This is a genomic window from Sphingobacterium psychroaquaticum, from assembly GCF_004421025.1.
GTDB lineage: Bacteria > Bacteroidota > Bacteroidia > Sphingobacteriales > Sphingobacteriaceae > Sphingobacterium > Sphingobacterium psychroaquaticum.
Genome location: NZ_CP038029.1, coordinates 4,006,876 through 4,033,486 on the forward strand (window position 1 = coordinate 4,006,876; position 26,611 = coordinate 4,033,486).

At 39.5% G+C, this 26,611-nt stretch carries 28 protein-coding genes; 6 read left to right on the top strand and 22 right to left on the bottom strand.

The annotated features are described in order from the left end of the window. Window positions 1-41 precede the first annotated feature (41 nt). Both E2P86_RS16510 and mutY read right to left on the bottom strand, forming a co-directional pair. Window positions 42-488 carry a single-stranded DNA-binding protein gene (locus tag E2P86_RS16510; protein WP_085473329.1) on the bottom strand — a complete coding sequence of 149 codons (447 nt, stop codon included), beginning with the start codon at window positions 486-488 and terminating at the stop codon, window positions 42-44. Window positions 489-490: 2 nt separating this feature from the next. Continuing rightward, entirely contained in the window at window positions 491-1,558 is a 1,068-nt protein-coding gene (gene mutY, locus E2P86_RS16515) for an A/G-specific adenine glycosylase (protein ID WP_134433793.1), read from the bottom strand. Between the two features lie 381 nt (window positions 1,559-1,939). On the opposite strand from mutY, the gene E2P86_RS16520 reads away from it, so the two are divergent. Further along, on the top strand, window positions 1,940-2,791 hold the full coding sequence (locus E2P86_RS16520) for a M23 family metallopeptidase (protein WP_085473331.1): 852 nt from the start codon (window positions 1,940-1,942) through the stop codon (window positions 2,789-2,791). Window positions 2,792-3,075: 284 nt separating this feature from the next. Here E2P86_RS16520 and E2P86_RS16525 read toward each other — a convergent pair whose 3' ends face one another. From E2P86_RS16525 to E2P86_RS16575, 11 genes are all read right to left on the bottom strand, one after another. Further along, window positions 3,076-3,492, bottom strand: a complete 417-nt coding sequence (locus E2P86_RS16525; RefSeq protein WP_085473332.1) for an urease accessory protein UreE — start codon at window positions 3,490-3,492, stop codon at window positions 3,076-3,078. 78 nt (window positions 3,493-3,570) lie between these two features. Further along, window positions 3,571-4,488 carry an urease accessory protein UreD gene (locus E2P86_RS16530; RefSeq protein WP_134433794.1) on the bottom strand — a complete coding sequence of 306 codons (918 nt, stop codon included), beginning with the start codon at window positions 4,486-4,488 and terminating at the stop codon, window positions 3,571-3,573. A 12-nt stretch (window positions 4,489-4,500) separates the two neighbouring features. Further along, a complete protein-coding gene (gene ureG, locus E2P86_RS16535; protein WP_449448553.1) occupies window positions 4,501-5,040 on the bottom strand; it encodes an urease accessory protein UreG in 540 nt (179 codons plus the stop codon). A gap of 444 nt (window positions 5,041-5,484) precedes the next feature. Next, the gene (locus E2P86_RS16540; protein ID WP_134433795.1) at window positions 5,485-6,171 is read right to left on the bottom strand and encodes an urease accessory protein UreF; all 687 of its coding nucleotides are present in this window, start codon (window positions 6,169-6,171) and stop codon (window positions 5,485-5,487) included. Beyond that, a complete protein-coding gene (locus E2P86_RS16545) occupies window positions 6,140-6,664 on the bottom strand; it encodes an urease accessory protein UreE (RefSeq protein ID WP_134433796.1) in 525 nt (174 codons plus the stop codon). The genes E2P86_RS16540 and E2P86_RS16545 overlap by 32 nt, the downstream gene beginning before the upstream one ends. Continuing rightward, window positions 6,664-8,517: an urease subunit alpha gene (gene ureC, locus E2P86_RS16550; RefSeq protein ID WP_134433797.1), complete on the bottom strand. Its 1,854-nt coding sequence runs from the start codon at window positions 8,515-8,517 to the stop codon at window positions 6,664-6,666. Before ureC ends, E2P86_RS16545 begins: the two co-directional genes overlap by 1 nt. Before the next feature lie 4 nt (window positions 8,518-8,521). Beyond that, window positions 8,522-8,905, bottom strand: a complete 384-nt coding sequence (gene ureB / locus E2P86_RS16555; protein WP_085473338.1) for an urease subunit beta — start codon at window positions 8,903-8,905, stop codon at window positions 8,522-8,524. A gap of 18 nt (window positions 8,906-8,923) precedes the next feature. Next, entirely contained in the window at window positions 8,924-9,226 is a 303-nt protein-coding gene (gene ureA / locus E2P86_RS16560) for an urease subunit gamma (protein ID WP_085473339.1), read from the bottom strand. Between the two features lie 28 nt (window positions 9,227-9,254). Further along, window positions 9,255-10,547, bottom strand: a complete 1,293-nt coding sequence (locus E2P86_RS16565) for a porin (RefSeq protein ID WP_240775532.1) — start codon at window positions 10,545-10,547, stop codon at window positions 9,255-9,257. Window positions 10,548-10,625: 78 nt separating this feature from the next. Continuing rightward, window positions 10,626-12,011, bottom strand: coding sequence for a sensor histidine kinase (locus E2P86_RS16570; RefSeq protein WP_134433798.1), 1,386 nt, complete (start codon window positions 12,009-12,011; stop codon window positions 10,626-10,628). Next, window positions 12,001-12,693 carry a response regulator transcription factor gene (locus tag E2P86_RS16575; RefSeq protein WP_085473342.1) on the bottom strand — a complete coding sequence of 231 codons (693 nt, stop codon included), beginning with the start codon at window positions 12,691-12,693 and terminating at the stop codon, window positions 12,001-12,003. Before E2P86_RS16575 ends, E2P86_RS16570 begins: the two co-directional genes overlap by 11 nt. A 61-nt stretch (window positions 12,694-12,754) precedes the next feature. Between E2P86_RS16575 and E2P86_RS16580 the strand changes: the two genes are divergently transcribed. The 5 genes from E2P86_RS16580 (at window position 12,755) to E2P86_RS16600 (ending at window position 17,360) form a co-directional block, all read left to right on the top strand. Further along, complete coding sequence (locus E2P86_RS16580; protein ID WP_134433799.1) at window positions 12,755-13,195, top strand: hypothetical protein; 441 nt, start codon at window positions 12,755-12,757, stop codon at window positions 13,193-13,195. 12 nt (window positions 13,196-13,207) lie between these two features. Beyond that, window positions 13,208-15,073, top strand: a complete 1,866-nt coding sequence (locus E2P86_RS16585; protein WP_134433800.1) for a M1 family metallopeptidase — start codon at window positions 13,208-13,210, stop codon at window positions 15,071-15,073. A 455-nt stretch (window positions 15,074-15,528) separates the two neighbouring features. Next, window positions 15,529-16,383 carry an AraC family transcriptional regulator gene (locus E2P86_RS16590; RefSeq protein ID WP_134433801.1) on the top strand — a complete coding sequence of 285 codons (855 nt, stop codon included), beginning with the start codon at window positions 15,529-15,531 and terminating at the stop codon, window positions 16,381-16,383. Window position 16,384: 1 nt separating this feature from the next. Beyond that, the gene (locus E2P86_RS16595; protein ID WP_085473346.1) at window positions 16,385-16,819 is read left to right on the top strand and encodes a DUF983 domain-containing protein; all 435 of its coding nucleotides are present in this window, start codon (window positions 16,385-16,387) and stop codon (window positions 16,817-16,819) included. 247 nt (window positions 16,820-17,066) lie between these two features. Further along, window positions 17,067-17,360 (top strand): GNAT family N-acetyltransferase, encoded by a 294-nt coding sequence (locus E2P86_RS16600; protein WP_134433802.1) that lies wholly within the window; start codon window positions 17,067-17,069, stop codon window positions 17,358-17,360. A gap of 303 nt (window positions 17,361-17,663) precedes the next feature. On the opposite strand, the gene E2P86_RS16605 is transcribed toward E2P86_RS16600, so the two are convergent. From E2P86_RS16605 to E2P86_RS16645, 9 genes are all read right to left on the bottom strand, one after another. Continuing rightward, entirely contained in the window at window positions 17,664-18,095 is a 432-nt protein-coding gene (locus E2P86_RS16605; RefSeq protein ID WP_085473348.1) for a WxcM-like domain-containing protein, read from the bottom strand. Between the two features lie 10 nt (window positions 18,096-18,105). Continuing rightward, entirely contained in the window at window positions 18,106-19,068 is a 963-nt protein-coding gene (locus E2P86_RS16610; protein WP_085473349.1) for an MraY family glycosyltransferase, read from the bottom strand. A 9-nt stretch (window positions 19,069-19,077) separates the two neighbouring features. After that, window positions 19,078-19,992: an NAD-dependent epimerase/dehydratase family protein gene (locus E2P86_RS16615; protein ID WP_085473350.1), complete on the bottom strand. Its 915-nt coding sequence runs from the start codon at window positions 19,990-19,992 to the stop codon at window positions 19,078-19,080. A 189-nt stretch (window positions 19,993-20,181) separates the two neighbouring features. Then, on the bottom strand, window positions 20,182-21,294 hold the full coding sequence (gmd, locus tag E2P86_RS16620) for a GDP-mannose 4,6-dehydratase (protein WP_134433803.1): 1,113 nt from the start codon (window positions 21,292-21,294) through the stop codon (window positions 20,182-20,184). A 167-nt stretch (window positions 21,295-21,461) separates the two neighbouring features. Beyond that, on the bottom strand, window positions 21,462-22,622 hold the full coding sequence (locus E2P86_RS16625; protein ID WP_085473352.1) for a glycosyltransferase family 4 protein: 1,161 nt from the start codon (window positions 22,620-22,622) through the stop codon (window positions 21,462-21,464). Next, window positions 22,600-23,694, bottom strand: a complete 1,095-nt coding sequence (locus E2P86_RS16630) for a glycosyltransferase (RefSeq protein WP_085473353.1) — start codon at window positions 23,692-23,694, stop codon at window positions 22,600-22,602. The genes E2P86_RS16625 and E2P86_RS16630 overlap by 23 nt, the downstream gene beginning before the upstream one ends. After that, entirely contained in the window at window positions 23,695-24,624 is a 930-nt protein-coding gene (locus tag E2P86_RS16635; protein ID WP_085473354.1) for a glycosyltransferase, read from the bottom strand. Further along, complete coding sequence (locus E2P86_RS16640; protein ID WP_085473355.1) at window positions 24,617-25,891, bottom strand: O-antigen polymerase; 1,275 nt, start codon at window positions 25,889-25,891, stop codon at window positions 24,617-24,619. Before E2P86_RS16640 ends, E2P86_RS16635 begins: the two co-directional genes overlap by 8 nt. Beyond that, entirely contained in the window at window positions 25,881-26,609 is a 729-nt protein-coding gene (locus tag E2P86_RS16645; RefSeq protein WP_085473356.1) for a glycosyltransferase family 2 protein, read from the bottom strand. Before E2P86_RS16645 ends, E2P86_RS16640 begins: the two co-directional genes overlap by 11 nt. Window positions 26,610-26,611: the final 2 nt, after the last annotated feature.

Sequence of the window (26,611 nt, forward strand, 5' to 3'; positions counted from 1 at the left end):
TAGAAGCACCAGTCTGGCGACTGGTGCTCTGGTATTCTTATTTAAAACGGTAAACCGTCTGTATCGTTATTATTTTCCATAAAGTCTACATCTTGTTCCTTCTCTTCAGGATCAGCAGCATTCTCTACGGCAGTTTCTTTTGCTGGTTGTGCAAAGTCGGAAGGTCGTCCCAACAGCTTAAAACTTTCTCCTACAATTTCCGTCACAAAGCGTCTATTTCCATCCCTGTCTTCATAATTCCGCGTACGCAAGCGCCCTTCGATATATACGAGCTTTCCTTTTTTCAAGTACTTTACTGCCATTTCACCAAGATTACGCCACATTACAATATTATGCCACTCCGTATGCTGCATTCGCACACCATCCTTGGTATATGTTTCTGAAGTTGCTAATGGAAAACTAGCTACAGTGATATTCCCCTCGAGATAACGGACTTCTGGGTCTTTACCCAAGTGCCCCACTAAGATTACTTTGTTTACGCTCGCCATAACTATAATTTAAGGTTAATTAGTTGTCTATTCTTTTCGAGAAAAGCGAAGATTAGTTTATGTTTAGCTAATTTATCTATTTTTTCTAACAAATAGTAATTCCATTCGGTTTTTTTATTTTTCACTTTCGAAGCGCTATCGACCAAATAAAAGCGCGCATAAATATTCTGGTGACTCAACACATGCTTGATTGTCTGACCGATAGGTCGCATGGCAATGTCCGACTCAAAATAATGTCCAAACAACTCATTATCGTACAAATCCCCAAGATCAAGATCCCCTTCAGTCTCAAGCATCGGAAACTCGAATAGATTAGTCCACACGTCTCCTTCTCCCCGTTGTGCCATCATAATAGCATCGTCCTTGACAATCAAAAAATAATGGAAATATCGATTTCTACTTGTCTTCCCTTTTAGCTTTACGGGTAACGTAGTAACTTGTGCATCACGATAAGCAACACACTCTAATCGGAAAATACAAGTTTCACACAGGGCTCCCTTTGGCTTGCATTGCATCGCTCCGAAATCCATAATTGCTTGGTTATAGACAGCAGCCTGCTCTACAGCCAGCATTTCCTGTGCGAGTGTTGCAAACACTTTCTTTCCCCCCGAGGAATTTATTGGGACATCAATTCCAAAATATCGGGACAGGACTCGATACACATTACCGTCGACAACAGCTTTTGCCTCATTACTTGAAAATGAAGCTATGGCGGCAGCCGTATATTCGCCCACACCACTCAATTTTATTACCTCATCATAACGAACGGGAAAACGCCCATCGAATGCAGCGACAACCGTCTTTGCAGCTTTATGCATATTTCGAGCGCGAGAATAATAACCTAACCCTTGCCACAGACGCAGAATATCAGCTTCCTCCGCCTCCGCAAAAGCAACTACATCGGGATAAGCCGCTAAAAATCTATTAAAATATGGGAGGCCCTGCTCTACTCGGGTTTGCTGTAAAATAATTTCCGACAGCCAGATAACATACGGATCTTTCGTGTTCCGCCAAGGAAGATCTCGACCGTTCGCTTGATACCAAGCCATCAATTTTGTTGCGAATGACATGTGCAAAGGTGCTTATTTTTTGTGAGAGTAGCAGCCTTGAGAAGGGAAGAGTTAAGGGGGTAAGAAGTGAAGGAGTTACAGGCTTTTTATGTTTAACCTGTCGAGATAAGCAGGCAATGTCACCCTGAGCCTGCCGAAAGCTTTTTAGAGGGTTGTTGAAACAGGGACCATACTTTGTTCGTCCTTCAATACGCTCAGGTCAGCGCTCCTGATGTCAAAAACTGAAATACCACTTTGTTACGAAAGCAATTAACAAAAAGGCTTTTTTTGGCGCAAATCGACAAAAAAATGTTAAAAAACGTAAAAACAGAGATTGTAAAGACCTTATTAGCATACCTTTGAAGCTTGTACTATTGAAAAAATGTTTTTATAATTGACACTATGTTAAAGAAAAAAACTTCTGTATTGATCGTTGCGCCGGACGGTACATCTACGAAGAGCATACAAATACCCAGCTTCTTGCTAACACATTGGAAAAAGATTCTTGTTTCCGCAGCTAGCATTATTGCTATTATAATTTTCTCCATTGCTTATTTTGTTCGACACCAAACATCTGAACAATACACCGAAGCCTACGGAAAGAAAATCAATGAACTTAGACAGCAGAATAAACAACTGGAAATAGAGGAGATGAACAGCCAGATGACGGCTGATGAAATGAAAAAATCTATTCACGCGATCGACAGCACGTTAGAACGCATCAATAAAAAGATGAAAAAACGAGGCATGCAGGAGATCGCACTAAAAAATGTCGGAGGTCCAATAGAGAAGGAAGACAATTTGATTGAACTTTCTGCCTTTTACGACAAACAGCTCAAAACATTAGAGAAAAAACTTGATGGCGTTCCATTGGGAGTACCGCATCCTGGAAATATTACTTCGCCTTTCGGATACCGAAGAAATCCATTTACTAACACGGGAATAGAGATGCATTCAGGCATTGACCTGAAAGGCAACACCGGAGACCCAATAAAGGCCACGGCAAAAGGCCGTGTGGAGTTCGCTGGGTATCAAGGAGATTATGGCTACGTTGTAAAAGTAAAGCATAGCAATGGCTATGAAACTCGCTATGCACACCTTATACGAACAAGTGTAAAAGAAGGACAACAAGTGGAAGCGGGAGATATTGTAGGCCATATGGGTAGTACAGGAAGAAGTACAGGCACGCACCTACATTATGAAATATTACTGAACGACCGGAAAATCAATCCTATCAACTACTTCATGCTGTAGAGCCTAATTGCTCAGGATGACAAATCTGTTATCCTGAGCCTGTCAAAGCCTATGGAGGTATTGTTTTCACTTTCTCATTTTGTTTTAATCCCTTCTTTAGGAAAATTCAATGTCTTTCTTCCATTTTGAAAGAAAAGCCATGAAGTATTATATGTTGCTGCTTGGATAGTCATTTATTCGACAACATACCTCCATGCGCAGGAATCTCCCTGTCCCACAGATTCAACGATTATTGTATGGTTAGGAACACGGAAATGCGCTAGGACAGTTGGTGCAGTTGGTGATTACAAAAAATTACCAAATGCCTTCAGCACAAATACAGGGTCCAGCGTTTCCAAACAAAGAGATACCTCCTCCCCGTATTTACCTTTCAACGCCTGGTAAAGACGCGCATCATATGCCACAGCTACGCTTTTACCAATCAAAAAAACAGGTAAATGTCGATTTCCGACATCAAAGCAAAAACTTCCCAAAGTCGCCATATTTTCAGTCGTCAAAATCATGCAGGTACACGGTTTAATACGGATACGCACAACCATACCGTCCACTGTAGAAATAAGCTCTTCATTTTTTATTGATTGTCCAACATCTCTACGTACCGTAACAGGAGTTCCACCTACGGTTTTTCTATTAAATAAAGTCTTATTTACTTCATACCACTCAATAAGTAGTGTGTCTTCCAGAACATTTTGTTTATTCACTGTGCTGTCTCCCAATTTATCTGTATACAAGAATCGCTTCTATGCCCCCTCTTCTATAACACATCTATCCTCTTAGAATTAGGCTGCTTTTTTCTTTGCACGCTTCTTCTCCATAGCAGGTTTAGTTTTAGCTCTGGGCTTATCCGCCTTCGCCACCACATGTGTCGTAGGATCTGCTTGCTCTATAGAGCTTTTTGTTCTTTGCACTTGAATCTGATCTTGGGTAAACACCCAACACATCTGCGCCAACATGCCCAGAAAATTGTACAACAGCTCCCCATCGCTTCCCATAGCACGTAGCAATACGGTATCCTCGGCACACTGCGTGAAACCAAACATAACGTCAGCATATTCCGCTGTTAGAATTTCATCCAGTTCTACCTTTAAATCTTTCGCATAAGGCCCCGAGAAAAGCAAGGTCGCTTGATGGGTATATCCTTCAAAGAACAACAAATCTTCAATAGGCTGTTCTTTCGGAAGTAGACACTGATTATCCATAAAGTTCAATGCTCCATCCTTAAAGATCTTGGTGATGGAATGGAGCTTCGTAAAGACAAAACGTTCGTTCATATAAATACGGCCGGCACTGATAATATCACCCCAGATTAAGGTCGAATCGGCATCCATATAGATTTGATTGACTGTCTTAAAAATAGAATCTTTAAACGGCGTGACCGGATGTGGCACGTATTGAAAAACACTGCCTTTGGCCAGCCTAACATCTATATTTTGCGAAGCGCCGTATTGCATCGGGTGGAGTTTATTGAAGGACTGTGTGAAAAGCTTGAGGTAAGCATCTTCTTTAACATGAACATCCATCAACAGCGAATCTCTATCCAGTATACCGGGAGAGGCACTCATAACAATCATCTCTAAATGATCTTGTGCCTTCGCACTACCGTAATGGGTTAACTTGTACGGGGCATTATGAAAACTCTCTTTCAGCACGGTCCCTCGTTCTTCCCTTTCCGCATTGATCTTAATAATACTATCCATACTTCAATAATCTTACTGCTCCAGCAAAGCGTATTTTTTAATCCAACTCTTCACATCTTCTAACCCCTGAAGCGTCATCAGATTTGTAAAAATAAAAGGACGTTCACCACGCATCCGTGTTGCATCACGCTCCATAACACCTAAATCTGCGTTAACATAAGGAGCAAGGTCAATCTTATTGATCAAAAGCAAATCTGAGCGTGTAATGCCCGGGCCGCCCTTTCTTGGGATCTTTTCGCCTTCAGCTACATCAATTACAAAGATGGTTACGTCGGCCAAATCTGGACTAAAAGTAGCCGTAAGATTATCGCCCCCACTCTCCACAAAGATGATTTGTGTGTCCGGAAACTTCCTTGCTAAATCCTCAACCGCTTCAATATTCATAGAAGCATCTTCACGAATCGCTGTATGCGGACATCCACCAGTTTCCACCCCTGCTATACGTTCCGCTGGTAAGGCGGAGTTCTTCTGTAAGAACTGCGCATCTTCTTTGGTATAAATATCGTTTGTGACGACACAAATACTGTACTCTTTTGACATCTCACGTGTCAATCGTTCTATTAAGGCTGTCTTACCCGAGCCAACCGGACCGGCAACGCCAATTTTTACATAATTTCTGTTCATTTTTTTACTTCTTTACTATTTCATTTTCTCTCCAAGGGAGGGAACAATCCCAGCCCCTACAGTAGGAGACCTTTGCTTTGTTTATCAAGATTGTCGTTTCTTCTTGTCTCAGGCGAACTAGGATGCCCCACAAAAGCAATGTCACACTGAGCTTGTCGAAGTGCTATATCAACATCTATAAGGCACGAGCCACAGGCTCGCGCCAGCGAAGAGCATCACAACCCTACATTTTTTCCGTTGAGGAAGCACGTCGTGGCAGTCTTTACTCCTTAGTCCTATTCCCCTCCTTTACTCATTACCAACTACGCACTCCCTTCTCCAAACTACCAACGACTCCCTACCAACTACTTTCCACCAACTACCTCCTACTTCCTAAGAAATGTAAATACGCGTATACAACTTCTCGTGCTGCATACACCGAATATCCTGCGCGACGCAACAATTACCAATCATATCCTCAGCCAGCTCCTTCTGTTTAGCGACGAGTTCCCGAATCAAGGGCTGCAGTTTAAATAGAATCTTTTGACCATCCATCTGGCTAATAGGCACCAATTTGGCACAGTTGGTCACCATACCATTCAGCGAATTATAGTAAAAGGCACTCAAAGCATCTTCAAAACTAATATGTTGCGAATGTGCATACATCGCAAAAGCCATAGCGTAATGCCCATGCGCTCTGCCGGACTGGATCGATTCGAGGTAACTCTTACAGCGGCGCACCGACTTTAGATTTTCAACCACCTTCAGGAAGCGGATAGCCAGCTTCTTACTGGCATCACGTATTTCAGAGGGAGACTTCAACGTCGTAATAAAACGATCCAAAGCCAGCAACTTATCTTTGGTCGCACGCTTTTCGCATATCTTCCACGTTTCCCAAAAGAAAGCTGCATCATTGTAATAGAAACTATACCGCAACATCGATGTCGCATAAGCTTCCGCCGTTGCACTATCTTTCACAATACGTTTATCGATATAAGTCTCCAGCCCATAGGAGTGTGTAAATCCTCCGATTGGGAAAACCGAATCATTAATCTGTAATAATGTCAATAATGGATTCATCAATCGTTGGTGCTAATGTTATTTTAAAACTAGTCTGTACAGACCATTCGTGTATTTTTAGGGTTTGTGCCTGACTGATTACTTTATCGCTAATTTCCACCACAAAGTCTCCACGCTTCAATAGTTCATGCAACGGCGACTCATAAACCACGACCAAACAAGCTTGATCATCTATTGCCATCGGGAGATGGCGGTTTCCAATCTCAAAACAGACTATGGCCATCTCTCGGGCGTCCCTTGGTTTTATGACCAAACTCTTGCACGGTAAGATCCGCAAAGCGATGCAAGTCGCTCCATCATCAACCAACACATCCCCATCTTCCAGTAACCGGTCTGCAAAATTCCGGAAACCAATTTCTCGTTTACCTACCGTGATGGCACGTATGACACGTTTTTCGACATCAAACCAATCCAGTTCCAAGAAGTCAATCTCCCGTTCCCCAAACTGGTCTGATGTATATATATTCCCTTTTATGTCGTTCGAGACAAGCATTAAAACAAGAAATAACGCTGCGCCATCGGAAGCACTTTCAGCGGCTCACACGTAGCCAGCACCCCGTCAACGGTCACATTATATGTTTCTGGATCTACCATGATTTCCGGGGTCGCATTGTTGTGCACCATATCTTTTTTCATTACGGTGCGGCAGCCGACTACCGGCAAGCTCTTGCGCGAAAGATTAAGGGAGGCAATGGTTCCGTTATCTATCGATACTTTAGACACAAAGTTGAAGCTGGTACTTGTTTTCGCTTTTCCATAGTGACCAAACATCTGTCTGTAAATAATTGGCTGCGGCGTAGGAATCGATGCATTTGTGTCGCCCATCTTCGAGCTAACGATCATCCCTCCTTTAATAATCATTTCTGGTTTTACACCAAACAACTCAGGCTTCCACAATACCAAATCGGCATACTTACCAGGCTCAATAGAACCCACATAGCGATCAATACCATGTGCTTTTGCCGGGTTAATCGTAAACTTCGACACATAACGCTTCACCCGGTAGTTATCATTTTCATTGGCTTTATCCTCCGCTAAGAAACCGCGCTGCACCTTCATCTTATGTGCCGTTTGAAACGTGCGTGAAATTACTTCTCCTACACGTCCCATCGCCTGACTATCCGAGCTCATGATAGAGAAAACCCCCATATCTTGCAGGATATCCTCCGCAGCAATTGTTTGCGGACGAATCCGGGAGTCGGCGAAAGCAACATCTTCTTTCACGTTCTTATCCAAGTGGTGACACACCATCAACATATCCAAATGTTCTTCCACCGTATTAATAGTAAACGGTTTCGTTGGGTTAGTCGATGCCGGCAAAATATTCGGATACATCGCAATCTTAATAATATCCGGTGCGTGCCCACCTCCTGCTCCTTCCGTATGGAACGTGTGGATAACACGCCCATCGATCGCTGCCACAGTGTCTTCTAGGAAACCTGTTTCATTCAATGTATCAGCGTGGATAGCAACCTGTACATCGTACTTATCAGCCACTTTTAATGCTGTATCAATAGTCGAAATAGTCGCTCCCCAGTCTTCGTGGATTTTAACCCCGAGCGCTCCCGCTTCGATCATCTCATTGATTGGCTCCATAGTCGAAACATTTCCCTTTCCAAAAATTCCGACATTGATCGGTAAATCTTCAAAAGCTTCCAACATCTTATGAATAAACCACTTTCCAGAGGTTACCGTTGTTGCATTGGTACCATCAGCAGGACCTGTCCCCCCTCCAATAAATGTGGTCACACCACTATACAAAGCTGTTTCTACCTGTGCCGGACTGATAAAGTGAATATGCGTATCGATACCGCCTGCCGTCAGGATCATCCCTGCACCACTGTGTACTTCGGTCGAAGCTCCGATAACCATCCCTGGGGTAACGCCGTCCTGTACATCGGGGTTTCCAGCTTTACCGATACCAACGATCTTACCGTCTTTCATGCCCACATCAGCCTTCACAATACCCCAATGGTCAATAATAATTACGTTATTGATACAGAAATCGAGTACGTCCTCATTACGTAATGCACGAGCAGATTGCCCCATACCATCGCGGATCGTTTTACCTCCACCAAACTTATTCTCTTCGCCATACACAGCGTAATCTTTTTCAATTTCAATAAGCAGTTCTGTATCCGCCAAACGCACCCGGTCGCCTGTCGTAGGTCCAAAAAGCGAAGCGTACTTGTCGCGTGGAATGTATAGCTCGCCATCGATATAACGGATCGATGATTTATCTAACCCTAACTTTTCGAGCCCCAATGCATTAAGCTTGGTTACTGCAATACCCGCTGTAGCGAGTCCCATGACTTTTATCCAGTCTCTTCTATTCCAATCTCCCATACCGTTACTTATCTAATGTTTTAGTCGATTTGTACTTTAACTTGTTCATCTTAGCAATAGCCGCAGCTTTCACTTTCTCATTGGTATGCTTCCCATTGGTTAAACCATTGAAGCCATGAACCTCTTTCGCGCCACCAATTTCCACCAAGACTACAGACTTCTTTTCTCCCGGCTCAAAGCGCACCGCGGTACTAGCCGGAATATTTAAACGCATGCCGAATGCTTCCTCACGATCGAACTCTAACGCTTTATTTACTTCAAAAAAATGGTAATGTGACCCTACTTGAATCGGGCGATCCGCCGTATTAGCAACCGAAATAGTGGTGGTGCGATAGCCGACATTCGCCTTGATTTCTGCACCTCTTAAAAAATACTCTCCTGGAACCATGTTTTATATTTTTAATCGTTAACGAATAGGGTTATGTACCGTAACCAATTTTGTACCATCTGGAAAGGTTACTTCAATCTGTACATCGTGTATCATCTCGGGCACACCTTCCATCACTTGTCTACGCTTTAGCAATGTGGTGCCATATTGCATCAACTCAGCAACAGTTTTTCCATCACGTGCACGCTCCATCAGCTCCGCGCTGATGTAAGCAATACTTTCAGGGTAGTTGAGTTTGACACCTCTTTTCAGGCGCTTCGCTGCCAGCTCTCCAGCAATATGCAGCATTAGTTTTTCGGTTTCACGGGGTGTTAATCGCATAGTTGTGTTTGTTATCTGTTGTTGTTGCTTACAATACAGGGATTGTAAAATATCCTCCTAGCGCAAGCCTATTAAACTTTTTGTCGCCAATCGCCAATCGATCCGCAAAGGAAACCGTATTCCCGATATAGCCTAGATAGAAGCGTAAGTCCTGCTTTTTGAAGGGTTTATGCTGTATTGCTGCAAAATATGTGTAGTTCGTTCTAAAGTTCTTTCCGACTGTTTCATCGTCCCGGTGTGTAGCACTTTCTATTCCGCCTTTTAACGCCAGTTCCCACTTAGTGGTAATAAACTGATCGTATCGCGCGATCGCCGATTTGTAAACGACATTTTGTGCGAGCTGTCTGTCTCCACCGGTGTAGGCATAAAAATCGTTTATGGCCTGAGATGCCAATAGCGCATGATCCACACCTTGTTTTGTGTAGTTTAAATCAAGGTATACCATCTGTTTTGCCGTCTGATATTTGTTTGCGAGCGCAATTCCATGATTGGTGTGACCTTGTGCAAATTGTGCTATATTGTAAGACCATTTGGTATGTATCTTTCGGTCAGCAAATGCGCCAACCCAGGTAAAATAAGCGCCCATCGGTACTTTTGCCTGTTTCAGATCGCCCTTGCTGAAGCCGTTATTCTGGATATGATTTTCCAAAGTATTGTTCACCGTATTGTACAACTGAACATGAAAAGATTGATTGGGATTTATCGCATAGCTAAGCTTTCCACCAACGACAAACAAGTTGACGACATGGTTGATGTAGTCGGTAAAAATAAGCTCATAGATGGGATTGTTTTCGAACTCGTACGAACCGACCATCGCGCTTTGCTTACCAAGTGTCATCGACCAGTTTCTATGTTTTCCAAACTTATAATCGATATAGGCATAATCCAACGCAGCCGAACTGTTATCAAGTGCAGTCGGGGCGAAAGAACGGTTTAATCGAAAGCGTACTTTGTAGCTAAGGTCTTCGTTGTATCGTCCGTGGAGTAACAACCGGATATCATCGAGATTCATTCGGGTGCGTGCGCTTTCCTGATTGAAGTTATCAGCATTCAACGCGGCCCGGAAAAGGACGTCGAGGTTGAAGAGTTCTGCTTTTGTAGGTTCGGCTTTAGTTGGCTCAGTGTGTATAGTGTCTAGCGGCGAAGCATCATGGATATCTGTTGCTTTATCTAGGGACACGAGCTGAAAGCTCGCGCCAGCAATTTGAGCTTCTCCTAATAGATTGCCACGTCGTTCCTCTGCGTGATGATGCATAGAACCTACAGCAAAAGCTGGAACCGAACAAAAAACAATAAAAAGGAAAGCGATAATCTTACTCATGAACGTCAATTAGATATACTCGACAGCAAGTATATAACTGACTATTAAAAATAAAATAAGAGCGAGATTAAAATGAGATTAGAAGGTCTGACCGTGCGTTGGAAGCTTTACGGTAACTGTTGTTCCAAACCCTTCTTCTGAAGTAATATACATTTCACCTTGGTGAACATCAATAATATTTTTGGCTAGCAATAACCCAAGACCATTACCATAAGTTGAACCTACATTGGAAGCCCGGTAAAATGAATCATAAATAAACTTTTGTTCACCAGATGGAATCCCTATTCCCTGGTCACTAATTTGAACAACCACATGTCCTTCGCGCACCATGAGCTTAATACTTACCATACGGTCGTTCCCGTACTTAAAAGCGTTTGAAACAATATTACTCAACGCTATATATAGAAGATTCGGGTTTCCAAAAACCTCAAGCGAAGCACTATCCTCCGGGATATCGTCAAAATCTAATTCTATATGTTTATCCGGTTCCACACTCCGCTCCGAGTTAATCACCCGAAACAACAGCTCATCTATTCGGATAACCTCCTGAATACGTTTCTTTTCGTTCATCCCTGTCTTAGCAAGTGTCAGGAGATTATTAACAATCAAAATCATACGATCCACCTCTTCCAAAATCTTGGTCAATGGTTGGTAAGCTTCATCATTGGGGCTACAATCCTTCAATGCCAACTGTGCTTCTCCTTTGATAATTGTCAATGGAGTCCGGAAAGAATGGGATGCATTTCCAAGGAAACTACGTTGAGATTTTACAGCAATTTCGAGTCGCCCAATCATATCATTAAAACTATCGATAAGCGAACTAATCTCGTCCTTTGCCTCATTACGCTTACGCAACCGTAGACTCAGACTGGCAATACTAATTTTCTTAATTTCTTTATCCAGCAAGGAAATAGGTCGGATGATACTATTCGAGAAAACAAAGGCGACCAAAGCGACCACTAAGATGGCTATAATACCTCCCGAGATCAAAGCTCGATCCAGAAAATCTTGTTCAGCAAGACCATAATCATCTCGCCCAGAGGAAATGACCATCAAGTCTTTACTATGCAAAGAATCCACAAAAAACACCGCCAAATAGGCCGTATCCTTATTCATGTACTCAGCAGTCCCCTTCGCCAAAGTCCTCGCATAGAAATCTTCCGGCAAAGCTAGGTTCGGTTTATCTTTAATGTCCGTGGCATTCTTTTCTATTCGCAGGATGTAATCATTCCCTTCTGATAGTTGGCGCAAATAATCGCGTCTTACCTCGTAATACAATTGACTTAGGTACTCGTCATTTTCTAAGGTGTGCTTTCCAACAATACGTGCATTCTCCTCCAAGCGGTGAAAGAATTTCGTCCGCAAACTATCCCTCGTAAAATAGGAAACGTAAACCGCAAACCCTCCCAATAAGAGAAAAGTGATAAAGAAGAAAAGGAGGAAGATTTTTAATTTAATTTTCATGCGGGAGTCTCAGTACATAGCCCATTCCAACGATTGTATGCAGCAACTTCGCCCTGTGGTCTTTATCAATTTTTTTTCGGAGGTAGTTCATATATACATCCACTACATTTGTACTCATATTAAAACCAATCCCCCATACCGCTTCCAGAATATCAATCCGCGAAAGCACTATGTTTTTATTGTTCAATAAGTACTCCAGCAGTCGGAATTCTGTCGCTGTCAGCACCACATTTTTATCGCCACGTACGACCGTTTTTCGCGCCGTATTCAAGGTCAGATCTGCAATGGACAGCAAATCATCGTCGATAGTACGCTGTGTAGACGTACTTTTTCGTCCATAGCGCTGTACCCGTGCACGTAATTCCTCCAGATTAAAAGGCTTGGTCAGATAGTCGTCCGCATCGCTGCTAAATCCTTCCACAATATCCTCTGTTTGATCTAATGCAGACAAAATTAGAATTGGCACCTTCTTGTTGGACTGTCTAATTTTCCGACACACCTCAAAACCGCTCATTTCTGGCAGCATCACATCAAGAATAATTAGGTCATACGAATTAGACAACGCCATAGCAAGTCCCGTCTTGCCATTTAATGCAACAGAGATATTACATCCGAGCGAATTAAGCCCTCTACGGATCAATGAAATGACTGCGGTCTCATCTTCGACCAAAAGAATTTCCAATGCCTAACCTTTCTTAAGTGAACGACCCCAAAGTTAACTTTTCTTTCTTATTTTTGCCGTCATGGCAGCATCAACTTTTCACCTAGCGACCCTACACCGCGGTCGATATATGATCTTTCTCTTAGTGGGAGTTTGCGTGGTGACCGCAATCGTATCACGCCTTCCCCTTCAAGAGATTGTAAAGATTCTAGTGGTGTTGATCAGCCTTCCTATCCTCTTATATCTAAGCACAAAACTGAGCCAAAATCCGTCTCAATGGACTGTTGACAGTGAAACACTTCATGTTCGCTTTAGCGATAAAAAGGAAGAGTCGATTCTCTTATCGGAGATAAAATACCTACGTAATGTCCCTCGATCGGGCGGCAACTTACTCATGTTCTTTATGCAACAAGGAAAAGGCACAAAACGTTTCTGGCGCAACAAATTGTTTCAAGCTGATGATGATCTAAATGCACTTATCCATGCACTAAAGCAGCAAAACGTCGAATACTACTACATGTAAATATTAAATCTAATGATACAGAAATTTATTTCTTTACTATCTTTCCTGTTGGTGTCCTGCAGTCTTTTTGCGCAGCGTCCCGGTTACTGGCAACAGGCCGTAGACTACAAGATGGATATTGATGTCAACGAGTCGACCTTTCAGTATGCTGGAAATATGACGTTAAAATATAGTAATAACTCTTCTCGAGCCCTTTCTAAGGTTTACTTTCACCTCTACCTCAATGCTTTCCAACCGGGTAGCATGATGGATTACCGTCTTTCTAATATTTCGGATCCCGATGCGCGAATGACCAACAACTTGGGAACGAAAGAAAAGCCACAATACCAAAGTCGTATCGCCACTTTAACTCCCGACCAGATTGGTTATCAAAAGGTGAAGAGTTTGCGTGTAAATGGGACTGATGCAACATTTAAGACGGACGGAACAATTTTAGAGGTCACGTTACTGCGTGCCATTGCAGCCGGTGAAACAGCAACATTTGAAATGACATGGGACGCACAGGTTCCGGAACAGATTCGTCGCACAGGGCGTAACTCGAAAGAAGGCGTCGCGTTATCAATGGCGCAGTGGTACCCTAAAATGGCACACTTCGATGATTATGGCTGGCATTTGGATGAATATGTGGCGCGTGAGTTTATTGCTCCTTTCGGCAATTTTGATGTTACGATTCATATCAATAAGGACTATGTTGTGGGTGCTTCCGGGAAACTGCAAAATCCGTTAGCAGTGAAAGGTTACAATAAAAAAGCTAAAGTACAACACAAGGACGGAAAAGCGACTTGGAACTTCAAAGCGGAAAATATTCACGATTTTGTATGGGCTGCAGACCCTAAGTTTGTGGTGGATTCGGCAAAAAGTCAGGGTGGAGTTTCGGTGTATACCGTATATATACCAAGCAGTGCTGCGGTAAAAGAGAACTGGAAAACAGCACTGACTATGGCGACAGAGTTTTTTGATTTCTGCTCCACGCGCTTTGGTGCTTATCCTTGGCCTACGTATTCTATTGTACAAGGTGGCGATGGTGGCATGGAGTATGGAACAGCAACATTGGTTACTGGTGGACGTGATATTAAGAGTTTGGTCGGTGTAATATTCCATGAAGCGGCACACTCCTGGTACCAGCATCTATTCGGCATCAATGAAACTGTAGATGAGTGGTTCGATGAAGGTTTCACCAGCTATGTGGAGGAATTGGCTTTTCAACAAATTTTTGAGAAAAAAGGTGCGATTGAAACAAATCCTGTTATCGCAGCCTATCGTGCGTATTATAAGCTGGCACTTTCAGGAAAGGAGGAGCCGATGAGCTTATTGGCGGATTACTATAACACGAATTATGGGTATAGTAATCAGGCGTATAATAAAGGGCAGGTGCTGGCGCAACAGTTGGGCTATATCATCGGACAAGAGAATTTGGATAAAACGTTCCTTAAGTTTTATGAGCTATGGAAGTTTAAGCATCCGACACCGAATGACTTTAAACGGGTTGCGGAGGATATTTCGGGCATTAATCTGAAATGGTATTTTAATCTCTTTATTAATACGACGCGTACCATTGATTATGGTATTCTTGGGGTTAGCGATAATGTTATTCAGCTTCGTAATAAAGGGGGGATTGCCATGCCGATCGATCTTCTAGTGGAGTACCAAGATGGTTCTAAGGAGCTTTTCTATATCCCGCTCCGCGAAATGCGTGGTGAGAAACCGGCTGAGAATTTCTCGATTTATCAGGGGGTAAAACGTACGGTGCTGGAAGATTGGTTTTGGACGAATCCTTTGTATCAGGTAAAAGTGGGTAAGGCGATTAAGAAAGTAACTATTGATCCTTCGCTACGATTGGCGGATGTGGAATCGAGTGATAATGTTTTGACACTCTAACTGTTAGGGACGCTCAAGCCGCTGGGCTCTTCTTTTTTACCTCAAAAAAGAAACAAAAAAATCGTCGCTAGGAATTTTTGCAGGATGGGATAGTGCAAAAGGCAACTTTCTACAGATTGCAAAAATTCCTCAGGCGACATTTGGCGGTTAAGGAAAGGTATGGAAAATAGAGGGCTGTTACAAAACGTAACCTCCTTCGTCATTCCGAACGAGTTTACGAGGAGGAATCTGCGGACTATACTTAACGATACGAATAATGCCTATAAGTTAGTTTGCCTATAAAGTTGATAGATATCTCCTATCGTCGATATGACGTTCGGAGGATTCCTCCTTCACCTCTTAACTCCTTCACGACTTACCCCCTTTACTCTCTTTCCTACCTCAATAAGTAAAAAACACCACTAATAGTCAAAAATACACCACTACGAATGGATTAATTAACATACCTTTGTGCTATGGCAGCAAAAGTACCAACCATAGCGCAATGTACCGTTTCCCTGTACCATGACCGCGATATTATGGTGGAGGATCTATCGGGTTACTTAGCTCGTAACCGAAACTTGGTCTTTCCGCATCGCCATAATTTCTACCATTTTCTTTTATTTACGAAAGGTGCCGGATACCATAGTATCGACTTTGAAACGTTTCAGATTGAAGCCGGACAGGTATACTTTATGGCTCCTGGACAGATCCATAGCTGGAACTTCGAAGGGGATATGGAAGGCTTTGTAGTCAACTTTGACCCCGATTTTTTTAAGACGTTCTTGCTTCGCGCAGACTATCTATCGACCTTATCTTTCTTCTCGGGGATTATGCGCGACGGTGTTTTTGTTCTTAACGACAGCATCTTACCGATTGCGGAGCAAATCCTAGAGAATCTAAATAAAGAGCAGCACAACAAGGAGTTTGCACGGGCATCATTGCTTTACTTGTTTCAGCTTTTAGAACTACAACATAAGCCATCAGCATATGCAGAGGCTAATGTATACAATCACTTATTGCTCCGGAATTTCTTAAACCTGATTGAACAGCATTTTAAGCAATTACGCTTACCTAAGGATTATGCAGAATTACTATACATCACGCCGAATCACCTCAATGCCTTGAGCAAGGAGTTTCTAGGTATTCCCGCTGGTGAAGTTATTCGTAACCGTGTCATCCTAGAAGCAAAACGATTACTTGTAATCAAAGATTTTAGCATCAGCGAAATTGCCTATGAGCTTAATTTCAATGACAATTCATATTTCACTAAGTTTTTTAAAAAAATAGAAGGTATCACGCCTGAAGAATTTCGCAAACAACAACAATAACATGGAAAACAACAATAACACACAACCAACATACACGATCCCTGGAGAATTCAAAAGTGCCGTTGAAGGGAAATGTCCACGTTGCCGCACAGGGAACATGTTTGCCGCTCCGCTCTTTAGCCTTAAATCAAAGAAAATGCACATCAACTGTCCGCACTGTGGATTGAAGTTCGAAAAAGAACCTGGATACTTCTACGTCGCGATGTATGTGAGCTATGTTTTCGTGGTGGCTGAGCTGGTAACGGCTTGTGTGGGAACCTATATCATCACCAAAAACCTGGAGTCTCCTTGGTTATACTTGATTGTAGCTATTCTCACAGCAATTATATTAGCTCCATTCAACTATCGTTACTCTCGTGTCGTTTTAATGTATTGGTTGACTCCTACGTTTAAGTTTAGACCGGAGATGTATGGGGATAGAGGAGTAAAGAGTTAAGACGTTAGCGTGTTAAGACACTCTCCTTTAGAGGCAGGGCTTGTCCCCGCCTTTTGTAAAAAGTTAAGAGGATTTAAAGAGTTAAATTGATCGTCTTACCACAACAGGTTAGGAGGAGCTCAATACGAAACAGAAAGATATCAAAAAAACAAAGGGGAAGAGAATGAAGTCAAAACAAAACGGGAACACCCATCGTTAATAATACTACGGTTAGCATGAAGCAGCGTGGGAAAAAATTATTCCGGATATGGAAATTATAAACAATACAGAAAAACTGCAATTCGAATATACCAAAGGTGGCGAGGTAGCAAAATTAGAATATCGTTTTTATAAGCAGAAAAACATCGCGCTCGTGCATACCTTGGTACCAGATAGCATGCGTGGCGAGGGAGTCGCTTCTGCTTTAGCTGCAGCAGCTTTTGCATACGCCAAAGAAGTTGACAAAAAAGTGATGGTATATTGTCCTTTTGTAGCTGCCTATGTAAAGAAGAACCCTGTTGTACGTGAGCAGATTGATCGAGCTTACCACCCGGGACTATAAAAAAATCAATGTCCAATGTAAGTAAGGACAACAAGTTGAGCCACCAGAATCACCACAAACAAAACGGCGAGCCACATATCTCTAAATACGACTGGGGCACCTTTATATAACTTTATAAGCTTACTCATATTTCTCTCCATTCAATTACTTAGGAAACCTCAAACAGACTCCGTAACATCATAAACACCCTTAAGCAATAAATGTTTGGTATAAGTAAACTTGATATTAAGAATAATGATCTTTAATGGCATGAAATCCCTTAAAGATGGAGGTCGTTTCTTCAAAAACTAGCTAAATAAGAAGTTAAACTTCCATCTTTTTATTCACAAAATAATCGGCCGGCCAAGTGTAATCATCATTCTTGGCATTGTCAATTCCATAGTCTGCAAAAACCAATAGCTCAGCCCCTTCTTCCAATGCTTGGAAAGCTGTTCCATAACCCACAGGCATATGAACAACTTGTTTGTCTTCCGCTTTTAAGACAATACGTTCAACGTCTAAAGTTGACGATGCAGTTTCCCAATTATCGATTTTAACAACATCCAAAACAAAGGAGCCAGAAAGCACATAAAACCAACGTTGCTCTATTTTATGTGCCCGCCAACCACGTACCAATTCGGTGTCTTTGTTTTTTATAATATAGAAACGTTTGACTTCCGTCATATCAAAGTCGTTGACAAAACGAATATGTCCTCGGTGGTCTTCAGCGATACCGCCTTTGATGGTTTTTATCATTTTTTAGGATCTAAGAGTTTTGAACAAATTTTCTAATTACGTAGGTTTTACAAATTAGATAGAATGTAGTTAACCCGATCAAAAGGACTATAGTAAAAATAATCTGTTCACTGATCTCCTTCTCAGCAAAAACAATTACAAGACAACCAATAGCAAACTGTAGAACGCCATAAATAAATGAAACTAGAAGCTTATTTACCCCCGCCTCATTGCCTAAGTACTGGTATAAGTGTGAACGGTGTGCCTGAAAGATATTCTCTTTCCGTAACAGACGTTGTACAATCGTCCATACTGCATCAATGCCATAAACCACAAGGAAAAGAATATAGATGATATTACCTGTTTTCAGAATCAATGCCCCTAAAGCAAACAATAAGATATAAGCGATGGCAACGGAACCGACATCTCCCGCAAAACACTTAGCTTTCAGCCTGAAATTAAAAAAGGTAAATACCAATACGCCTAGCATTACGTAGATCAAGAGATTTTGATCAATGAAAGAGATCTCCTGATTCACCAACATTAACAGTCCTCCAACAGCTAGGCTATAGCAGGCAGTGATGCCATTAATACCGTCCATAAAGTTATACGCATTGATAACGCCTACCGCAAAGACAAAACCAATCAAGAGAAAGTACCACGGTAATGCAAAAAGCTCAAGCTGATACGCCATAAGCAAAACGGAGGTAAAGTGCACCAGCAGCCGTAGCTTGTTTGATAGTGTAAAGACATCATCGAGAAAAGAGATCACCGTCATCATCGTTAGCCCTAAAAAGAACCAAGGATATTGAAACCCTGATAGGATAAAGTATATAGCTGCAGCGATGTAAAAGATAATACCACCACCACGTAATGTTACTGTTGTGTGTGATGACCGCTCATTGGGCTTGTCGATAATATTGAGACGGTCGGCTACTCGGAAGTACAGTAGCTCTAAAACAAATAGTGCTAGAAAAATAAATACATATACCATTCTTTCTCTCTATCCTTTCTTTCCGAACGATTCAATCGTTCTAATTAAACCTTCTTTTGCTGTCACTGGCAGCTTATCGATACCTAGCGCTTGTTTTATTTTGGTACTGGAGACTAACAAATCACTCGTCATTTTTTTTAACCGACTTGTATTGAGAGGAATTGGAAGTCTATCGCCAATTCTTGCAATTGCGTAAATCAATGCCTTTGGCAAAGCTAAATCTACTCCTCTTTTACCTGTAACTTCCTTAATGATCTGTATTATTTCTTTTGTTGAAATAGGCTGGTCGTCCGCGACATGATAGATTCCAGATTTCAATAGGTTATGTTTTTCGATGATCTGTTCTATATAAAAACAAAAATTCCCTATAGAAATGAAAGAGCGTTTATTATTAAATGCTCCTAACGGATAAGGAATTCCCTTGGAAATAAGTTTATATAACAAACCTAAATTCCCCTTATCACCCGGCCCGTGAACCATTGGTGGGCGCAGAATGATAAGTTTTTTATCTTCGGGTAATTCTTGACATAGTAGCCACTCTTCCGCTTCTCGCTTAGTTTTTCCATACCAAGAGATAGGGTGACAAGCATCTTCCTCTATCAAAGGTTGACGAGATTCAAATTCCTCCAGAGCAGCAAGTGAGCTTATATGGATGAGTAGTTTCGCCTCAGACTTTACAAATTCATCAAAAATCTGCTTAGCTAATTCTACATTTGCATGCTGATAGTCACTTTCAGTTGCCGTTCCTTTGTGATCATGTGCTTTGCCGACGAGATTGATAATTATATCAACACCTTGGAGGGACGATTTCCATAATGGATCTCTTAGAGACAGCCCTATAGAATTACCCATCTGTTGTATTAAGAATTTTCCAATAAATCCGAAAGAACCGAGGATTATTGTTTTTTGTTTCTTTTCACTCATTATAAACAGTAAACAAACTAAAATTTTCTTATCATAAAGTCATTTAGGATTTAAACAAACCAGTCTCCTAATTTAGAACCTAAATCCAGAGACTAGAATGTCTGTTTCGACAAGTAATCAAATACTAATAAAATCAGGACACCATTTTCAAAAACAAAAGCAAAAAAAGTCTACAGTATCAATATGAATCTATTCGTACTGATTTTTAACATCGTATCCGGCCTCTTTAAGCATTAGCTCTTTTTCGAAGGATGACAAATCTGCTCTCATCATTTCTTGTACTAAAGCAGAGAGATCATATTTGGGTTGCCACCCCAGTTTTGTATTTGCTTTCGCCGGGTTACCAATTAATAGATCGACCTCGGTCGGCCTAAAATACGCTTCATCAACACATACAACTACACTTCCCACTTCAAGATTATATCGTTCGTTTACACAATTCTTAACAAGAGCTCTTTCACTTACACCTGCCCCTAAAAACTCTAACTCTACACCTACCTCTGCAAATGCCATCTTGACAAAATCTCGCACAGTAGTGGTAATTCCAGTTGCAATAACGAAATCTTCTGGTTTTTCCTGCTGTAAAATTAACCACATAGCCTCGACATAATCTTTTGCGTGTCCCCAATCTCTTTTTGCATCCAAATTCCCTAAATATAGTTTATCCTGGAGCCCTAACGCAATTTTTGATACCGCCCTTGTTATTTTTCGAGTAACAAAAGTTTCCCCTCTTAATGGACTCTCATGGTTAAAAAGAATTCCATTAGAAGCAAAAATACCATATGCCTCCCGATAATTAACAGTAATCCAATAAGCATACATTTTTGCGACAGCATATGGTGACCGTGGATAAAATGGCGTACTTTCTGACTGAGGAACTTCTTGAACCAAACCATAAAGCTCGGAAGTAGATGCCTGATAAATTTTAGTTTTATTAACAAGCCCAAGTATCCGAATTGCTTCCAAAAGTCTTAACGTGCCAATACCATCAGCATTTGCAGTATATTCTGGTGTATCAAAGCTGACTTTCACGTGGCTCATCGCTCCTAAATTATAGATTTCATCAGGCTGTACCTCCTGAATAACACGTATCAAATTTGTAGAATCACTTAAATCCCCGTAATGTAATTTAAATCTTACATTATCATCATGGGGGTCTTGATATAAATGGTCAATACGATCAGTATTAAACAGTGAGCTTCGTCTTTTTAACCCATGAACTTCATAGCCTTTTTTTAATAGAAACTCTGCTAAATATGCACCATCTTGTCCCGTTACACCTGTAATAAGAGCCTTTTTCATTTTTATATTAAGTTAAATAAAATAATTAAATCTAAATTTGACCTCAATTCGACTACACAACCCCAAAACTATCTTTTACTATTCCTTTTCAAAAACCCAAAATTAGACTAACAAAAATAAATTACACAAATAGAAATATTAATATAGAATCTTTCTTATCAAAAAGGTCATATTTCTAAATCATTATTCAATAGATCCCAAATTTTTTTCTGGTCAAAATTCTCACAAACAAATTTACGCCCATTTTCTCCATGTTTTCTTGCAACATTAGGATTGCATAAATAAAATTGAATTTTTGAGGCAATATCCTCTGGATCATGATTTATAAAAAGTCCTGTTACACCCTCAGAAATTGCTTCTTCACATCCTGTAGCTCTAGTGACTAGGACAGGTATTTTCATAGATGAAGCTTCTAATACGACAGTAGGAAAACCTTCTCTGTAAGAAGGTAAGACAAAGATATCCATTAATGAATAATAAGCAGAAGCATCTAATACAAAATCAGTAAAAATAACCGAAGGGTCATTTAAAACTCTTTCTTCTGCATATTTCGAAATCGGATCGCGGGACTCTAGAGGACCAACCAACAGCAACTTGATATTCTCGAATCTTTCTTTCAAAATATCCCACGCCGAAATTAATTCATTAACACCTTTATCTTTAACCAAGCGCCCGACAAACCCAACAACAAAGTCCCCCTCAGATATACCTAATTTTTCTGCCAAAGTTTTGATATCGCTTATATCATAAGAAGTCGGATTATATTTTTCTTCGGTATCCACTCCATTACATGTACCTAATCCCAAAACGATATTTTTTTTTGCTGAATTAAGTTTATCTCTTTCACTTATCTTTTGAATTGACTTACTAACACAAACAACATCAGTCGCCAACATCCCCGATACTTTTTCTATATTCTTTAAAAGAAATCTCTTCGGTCCAAAACTCGTCTCATAGATTAGACCATGTCTGAAATAAATCCGATTAGGCACATTGGCCAAGAAAGAAGCAATCATCGCTAACATTCCTCCTTTAGGCGTATGACCGACAACTTTTGTTATTTTATTTTTCCGAATATATTTATAAATAGCAATTATCACTAATATATCTTTGACTGGAGTAATCTCTCTCGTTATAGGAATACTAAAGGGGATATAATTTAAATCAGTCGCAAGTTCAAAGAAATTATCAGAAGGAGAACAGCCCAAGTGATATTCATTTCCACTTTTTGTGATCAAGTAGGAGAATTGCCTGCCAAAAAAATAACTAATAGAAAAGGCAACTGTAATGATATGTAAAATTTTATCAGGATTTTGAGAGTTTCTCATAAATAGTAACAATTGATTCTATCATTTTTTTAATATCAAATTGTTGAGAATATAAGGAGCATCGATTTGACACTTCATTATAATAGTCTTTATTCCGAATCAGAGCCGTAATAATACTCGCCAATTCCACCGCATCACTTTCTTCAAATAAAACACCTACATTTTCAACTAATTCTGTGATTCCCGCTACTCTAGAAGCTACAACAGGAATATGAGCTGCCATTCCCTCCATAGCTGCTAAAGGCATTCCTTCCCAATGAGAACTCACTACTGAAATATAAGATGATTTCAATAGATTTGGCACATCTAATCTGATACCTAAGAAGAAAACTCTATTATCTAAGTGTAGGCTCTTGGCCATTGTTTCTAATTCACTTCTAAGATCTCCATCTCCAACTAAAACCAGCTTAACATTTTTCGGCAATAGAGACAAGGCTTTGATAGTCGTTTTTTGATCCTTCTGGACCCTAAATCCTGCGACTTGTATAATTATATAATCCGTATCCAGGATTGTCGGATTTATCCCAATCCAATCTATTCTTTTTGCACTCTTAATCTTCTGAATATCTATACCATTCCTTATTATTTCAAATTTTTTAGGATTGAGACTGGTGTATTTAATTAAAATATCACGTATTTCAGGAGAAATGCAAATAATCTTATTATAAATTCTATAAACGACTTTGTCAAAATACTTAAAAAAAATATTTTTCATTCGTCTATTAGTAGTATTATGTTCCGTAAAAATAAGTTTACAACTCGCGAAAGAAATAGCTTTTGCTATGGCTACCCAATACTGAGCAGGAAACAAGTGAACATGAATAATATCATAGCCTTTTAAAAAAGGAATTATCTTAAAAACATTCAAAGGATTGTAAATATTCCCCCCTCCAATTGTATGTATCTCGCAACATTTCATCTTTTTAAGCTCCTTAAGATACGGGTATTCTTTATCATCTAATATCAGAAGATCTACATTTACCCCTTGTTGATTGAGTAATGGTATCGCATCTAACAGCAACTTCTCAGCTCCCCCCGTGTTGAGTCCATTAATTACCTGCAATATCTTCATTTACTTTACTAAAATAAGTTTAAACATTAAATAAGCCTTACTTTCTCTTAAACTAAACCCACCTTTATAAATAGCAAAAAGTCGCTTTATAATACTATTATTCTCATCAATTATCCTCAAATAATTATGTATCAATGCTTTTTTCTCTTCATCAATTTCTTTAATATAATACTCAAAAAAAACATTCAAATACTTCACTAAATCGGGCGTATACAAATAAGTTTTTTTCTTCAAGAACCATAATACCCGACTTTGCAAGTCTATGTTTTGCAAAGTTGTAGATGATTCATGCCTACGATACAGCATCAATGGCCGTGAAATATGATGAACTTCACCTAAGAGTAACCCTACTAAGGATATATGGTAATCATGAATCAAACAATTTTCAAAAAAAGGAAAAATCTTCATCCTTAAATAATCATTGAAAATCATCCCTGATCCTTGATAACCCGCATTATAAAACAAAAAATTATGTAAAGAAGGAGGCTCCGTCATATTATAGTTATAACCATATTTTTTTGTTAAACTATCATCCGTTAAGATCGAATTAGCAAAAACTAAAATAGGAACAATTCCTCTTTCTTTTTCTTTGATAAAAGATAGCGACGTTTCTACTTTATCATTTATCCAAAGATCATCTTGATCAGCTAACATCACATATTTTGAGTCGGATAATTTAATTAATTCCATAAAATTCCCAAATACTCCCAAATTCCCCAAGTCGTCATCACAGACAATTATTCTTGAATCTAACCTTGCATAATGCTGCAAAATATCAAGCGTCCCATCAGAGGATCCATCATCTCTAATTATCAAACGCCAATTTTTAAAACTTTGATAGAGTATAGAATTAATTTGATCCTTAATGTATAATGTTCCGTTATATGTTGCCATTAAAATGTCAACTTCAGGTCTTACTACGTCACTCATATTTCTTTATTTTAATATACAATAGCATTATAAAAGGAAAAACTAAGATTAAAGTCATTAATAACGAATTTAATTCTGAAACAACAAAACCAATATCTGTCTCAATACTCGCTATTCTCATATACAGAACACAATAAAACATTCCAACTATACCTACATTCCTCATATTTTTAAAGCCATACATTCGAAATGCACCAAGAAACAAACCGAGAATAAAAGAAAACAAAATTGAACCAATATATCCAAAATACACTAATCCAAATACATTATGTCTAGCATTTGAGCCAAATGTAACATCCCAATAGGGATAGTTCATATTAAATAACTGAAGACCAATTGATTTAGGAATATCACTCCATCCAACAATACGATACGAGGCAAGAATATCGCCAAAAACTGCGTAAAAAGGACTGGCAGGTTCAATTTTACTTAAATTATCTTCAGGATATGCTGCCCAATATACATCTCCGAAGCCAACGATTCGTTTTAAAAAATCAGATGAAGCATCAAGGAGACTATCAGCCTTTAGATACATAATTAGAATGGCTGCTATGGTAATAACTATTAACCAATAAAAATTCTTTTTTGAATCCTTCTTTCTTGTATCACCAATCATTGCTTTATAGAAAAAAAAGATGATAAAAAACGTAATGAATGAAGATCGACTACCAGATAAAAAGAAGAAAACAGCACTTATCATACAGTAAAAAATAAAATACCATTTGAGTTGTTTTTTTTGGGTTTGAAAAAAGGTCACAACTCCCGTAAAAAGTCCCAATATTACCAAAACAGATAATAGTCGACCAATCAAACCGATCCCCCCCCCTTCCATATAAGTTTCAAGTCGCGAATCTTTATACAAAGGAATACCAACAAGTACATATGAAACAATCTGTAATAAGATATTAAGTAAAGAAAAAACTAAAAAACTAGTTTCTGTAATTAATAGGTTTTTATTTATTTTTAAGCGAGGATAGTCAGATTCAGCTAAAGGTCGTTGCTTTATAATAAAAAAACCTAGAAAAAAAGCAGATTGCGTAAGGACGTAATTTGTAAAATAGTAAGATGTAATTAATTCTTTGAAGAATAAAAACAAGACAACTGAAAAACCAAACATTGACCCCACAACTTGGAGTGTCAGGGGATCAAATATGGAACCCAACACCCCTTTGTATAGCCAGTAATAAAGTACAAAACTTAGTACAAAACTTAGTAAATAAATATCAAAAGATTCTAAGAGATGTAATACAAATGTTTCATTTGTCATATAGAAATTTCTTAGCCTGCTTCTTTAAAAAATCATATATCTTTATATAAACTGCATAAACAAAAGATATATTTTCTCCCACTATCGAATATTTATCTTTCAAAAAGATTTTATCTACGTTTTGATTACTACAACCATATTGATTAAAAACGGAAATCAAAAAAGGTAAGTAGACAAAAGTGATACTGCGATCTCCAAAGCTAATAATATTATAATTGTAATCAGCTAAGATCCTATAATTCAAATCATACTTTCTATTTTTATATATACTTTTCGGATAAAAGATAGCTTGATGGCAAATATTCCTTTTACTTAACTTAAAACCATTGAATTCTCCGTCATATATCAGAAGCTCTTTATTAAAAAAGGCATTTCCATAATACAAAGAGTTATTATCAGTCAGTATTGGGGCGATACGATGTAAAACATTCAATACTAGATCATCACATCCTATAAAGATTAACCAGTCACCAGTTGCCAACTGTAAACCTTTATTCATTGCATCATAAATTCCCTTATCCGATTCGGACACCCAATGAGTTATATTACTTTCATACTTCTTAATAATATCTATTGTACTATCCGTAGACCCTCCATCAATAACAATAAACTCCGTATCCTGATAGTCTTGATTGACAACACTTAAAATTGTAGATTCTAATGTCAACTCTCCATTATAAACGACGGTTACAATGCTTATCTTAGGATTTCTTTTCATAT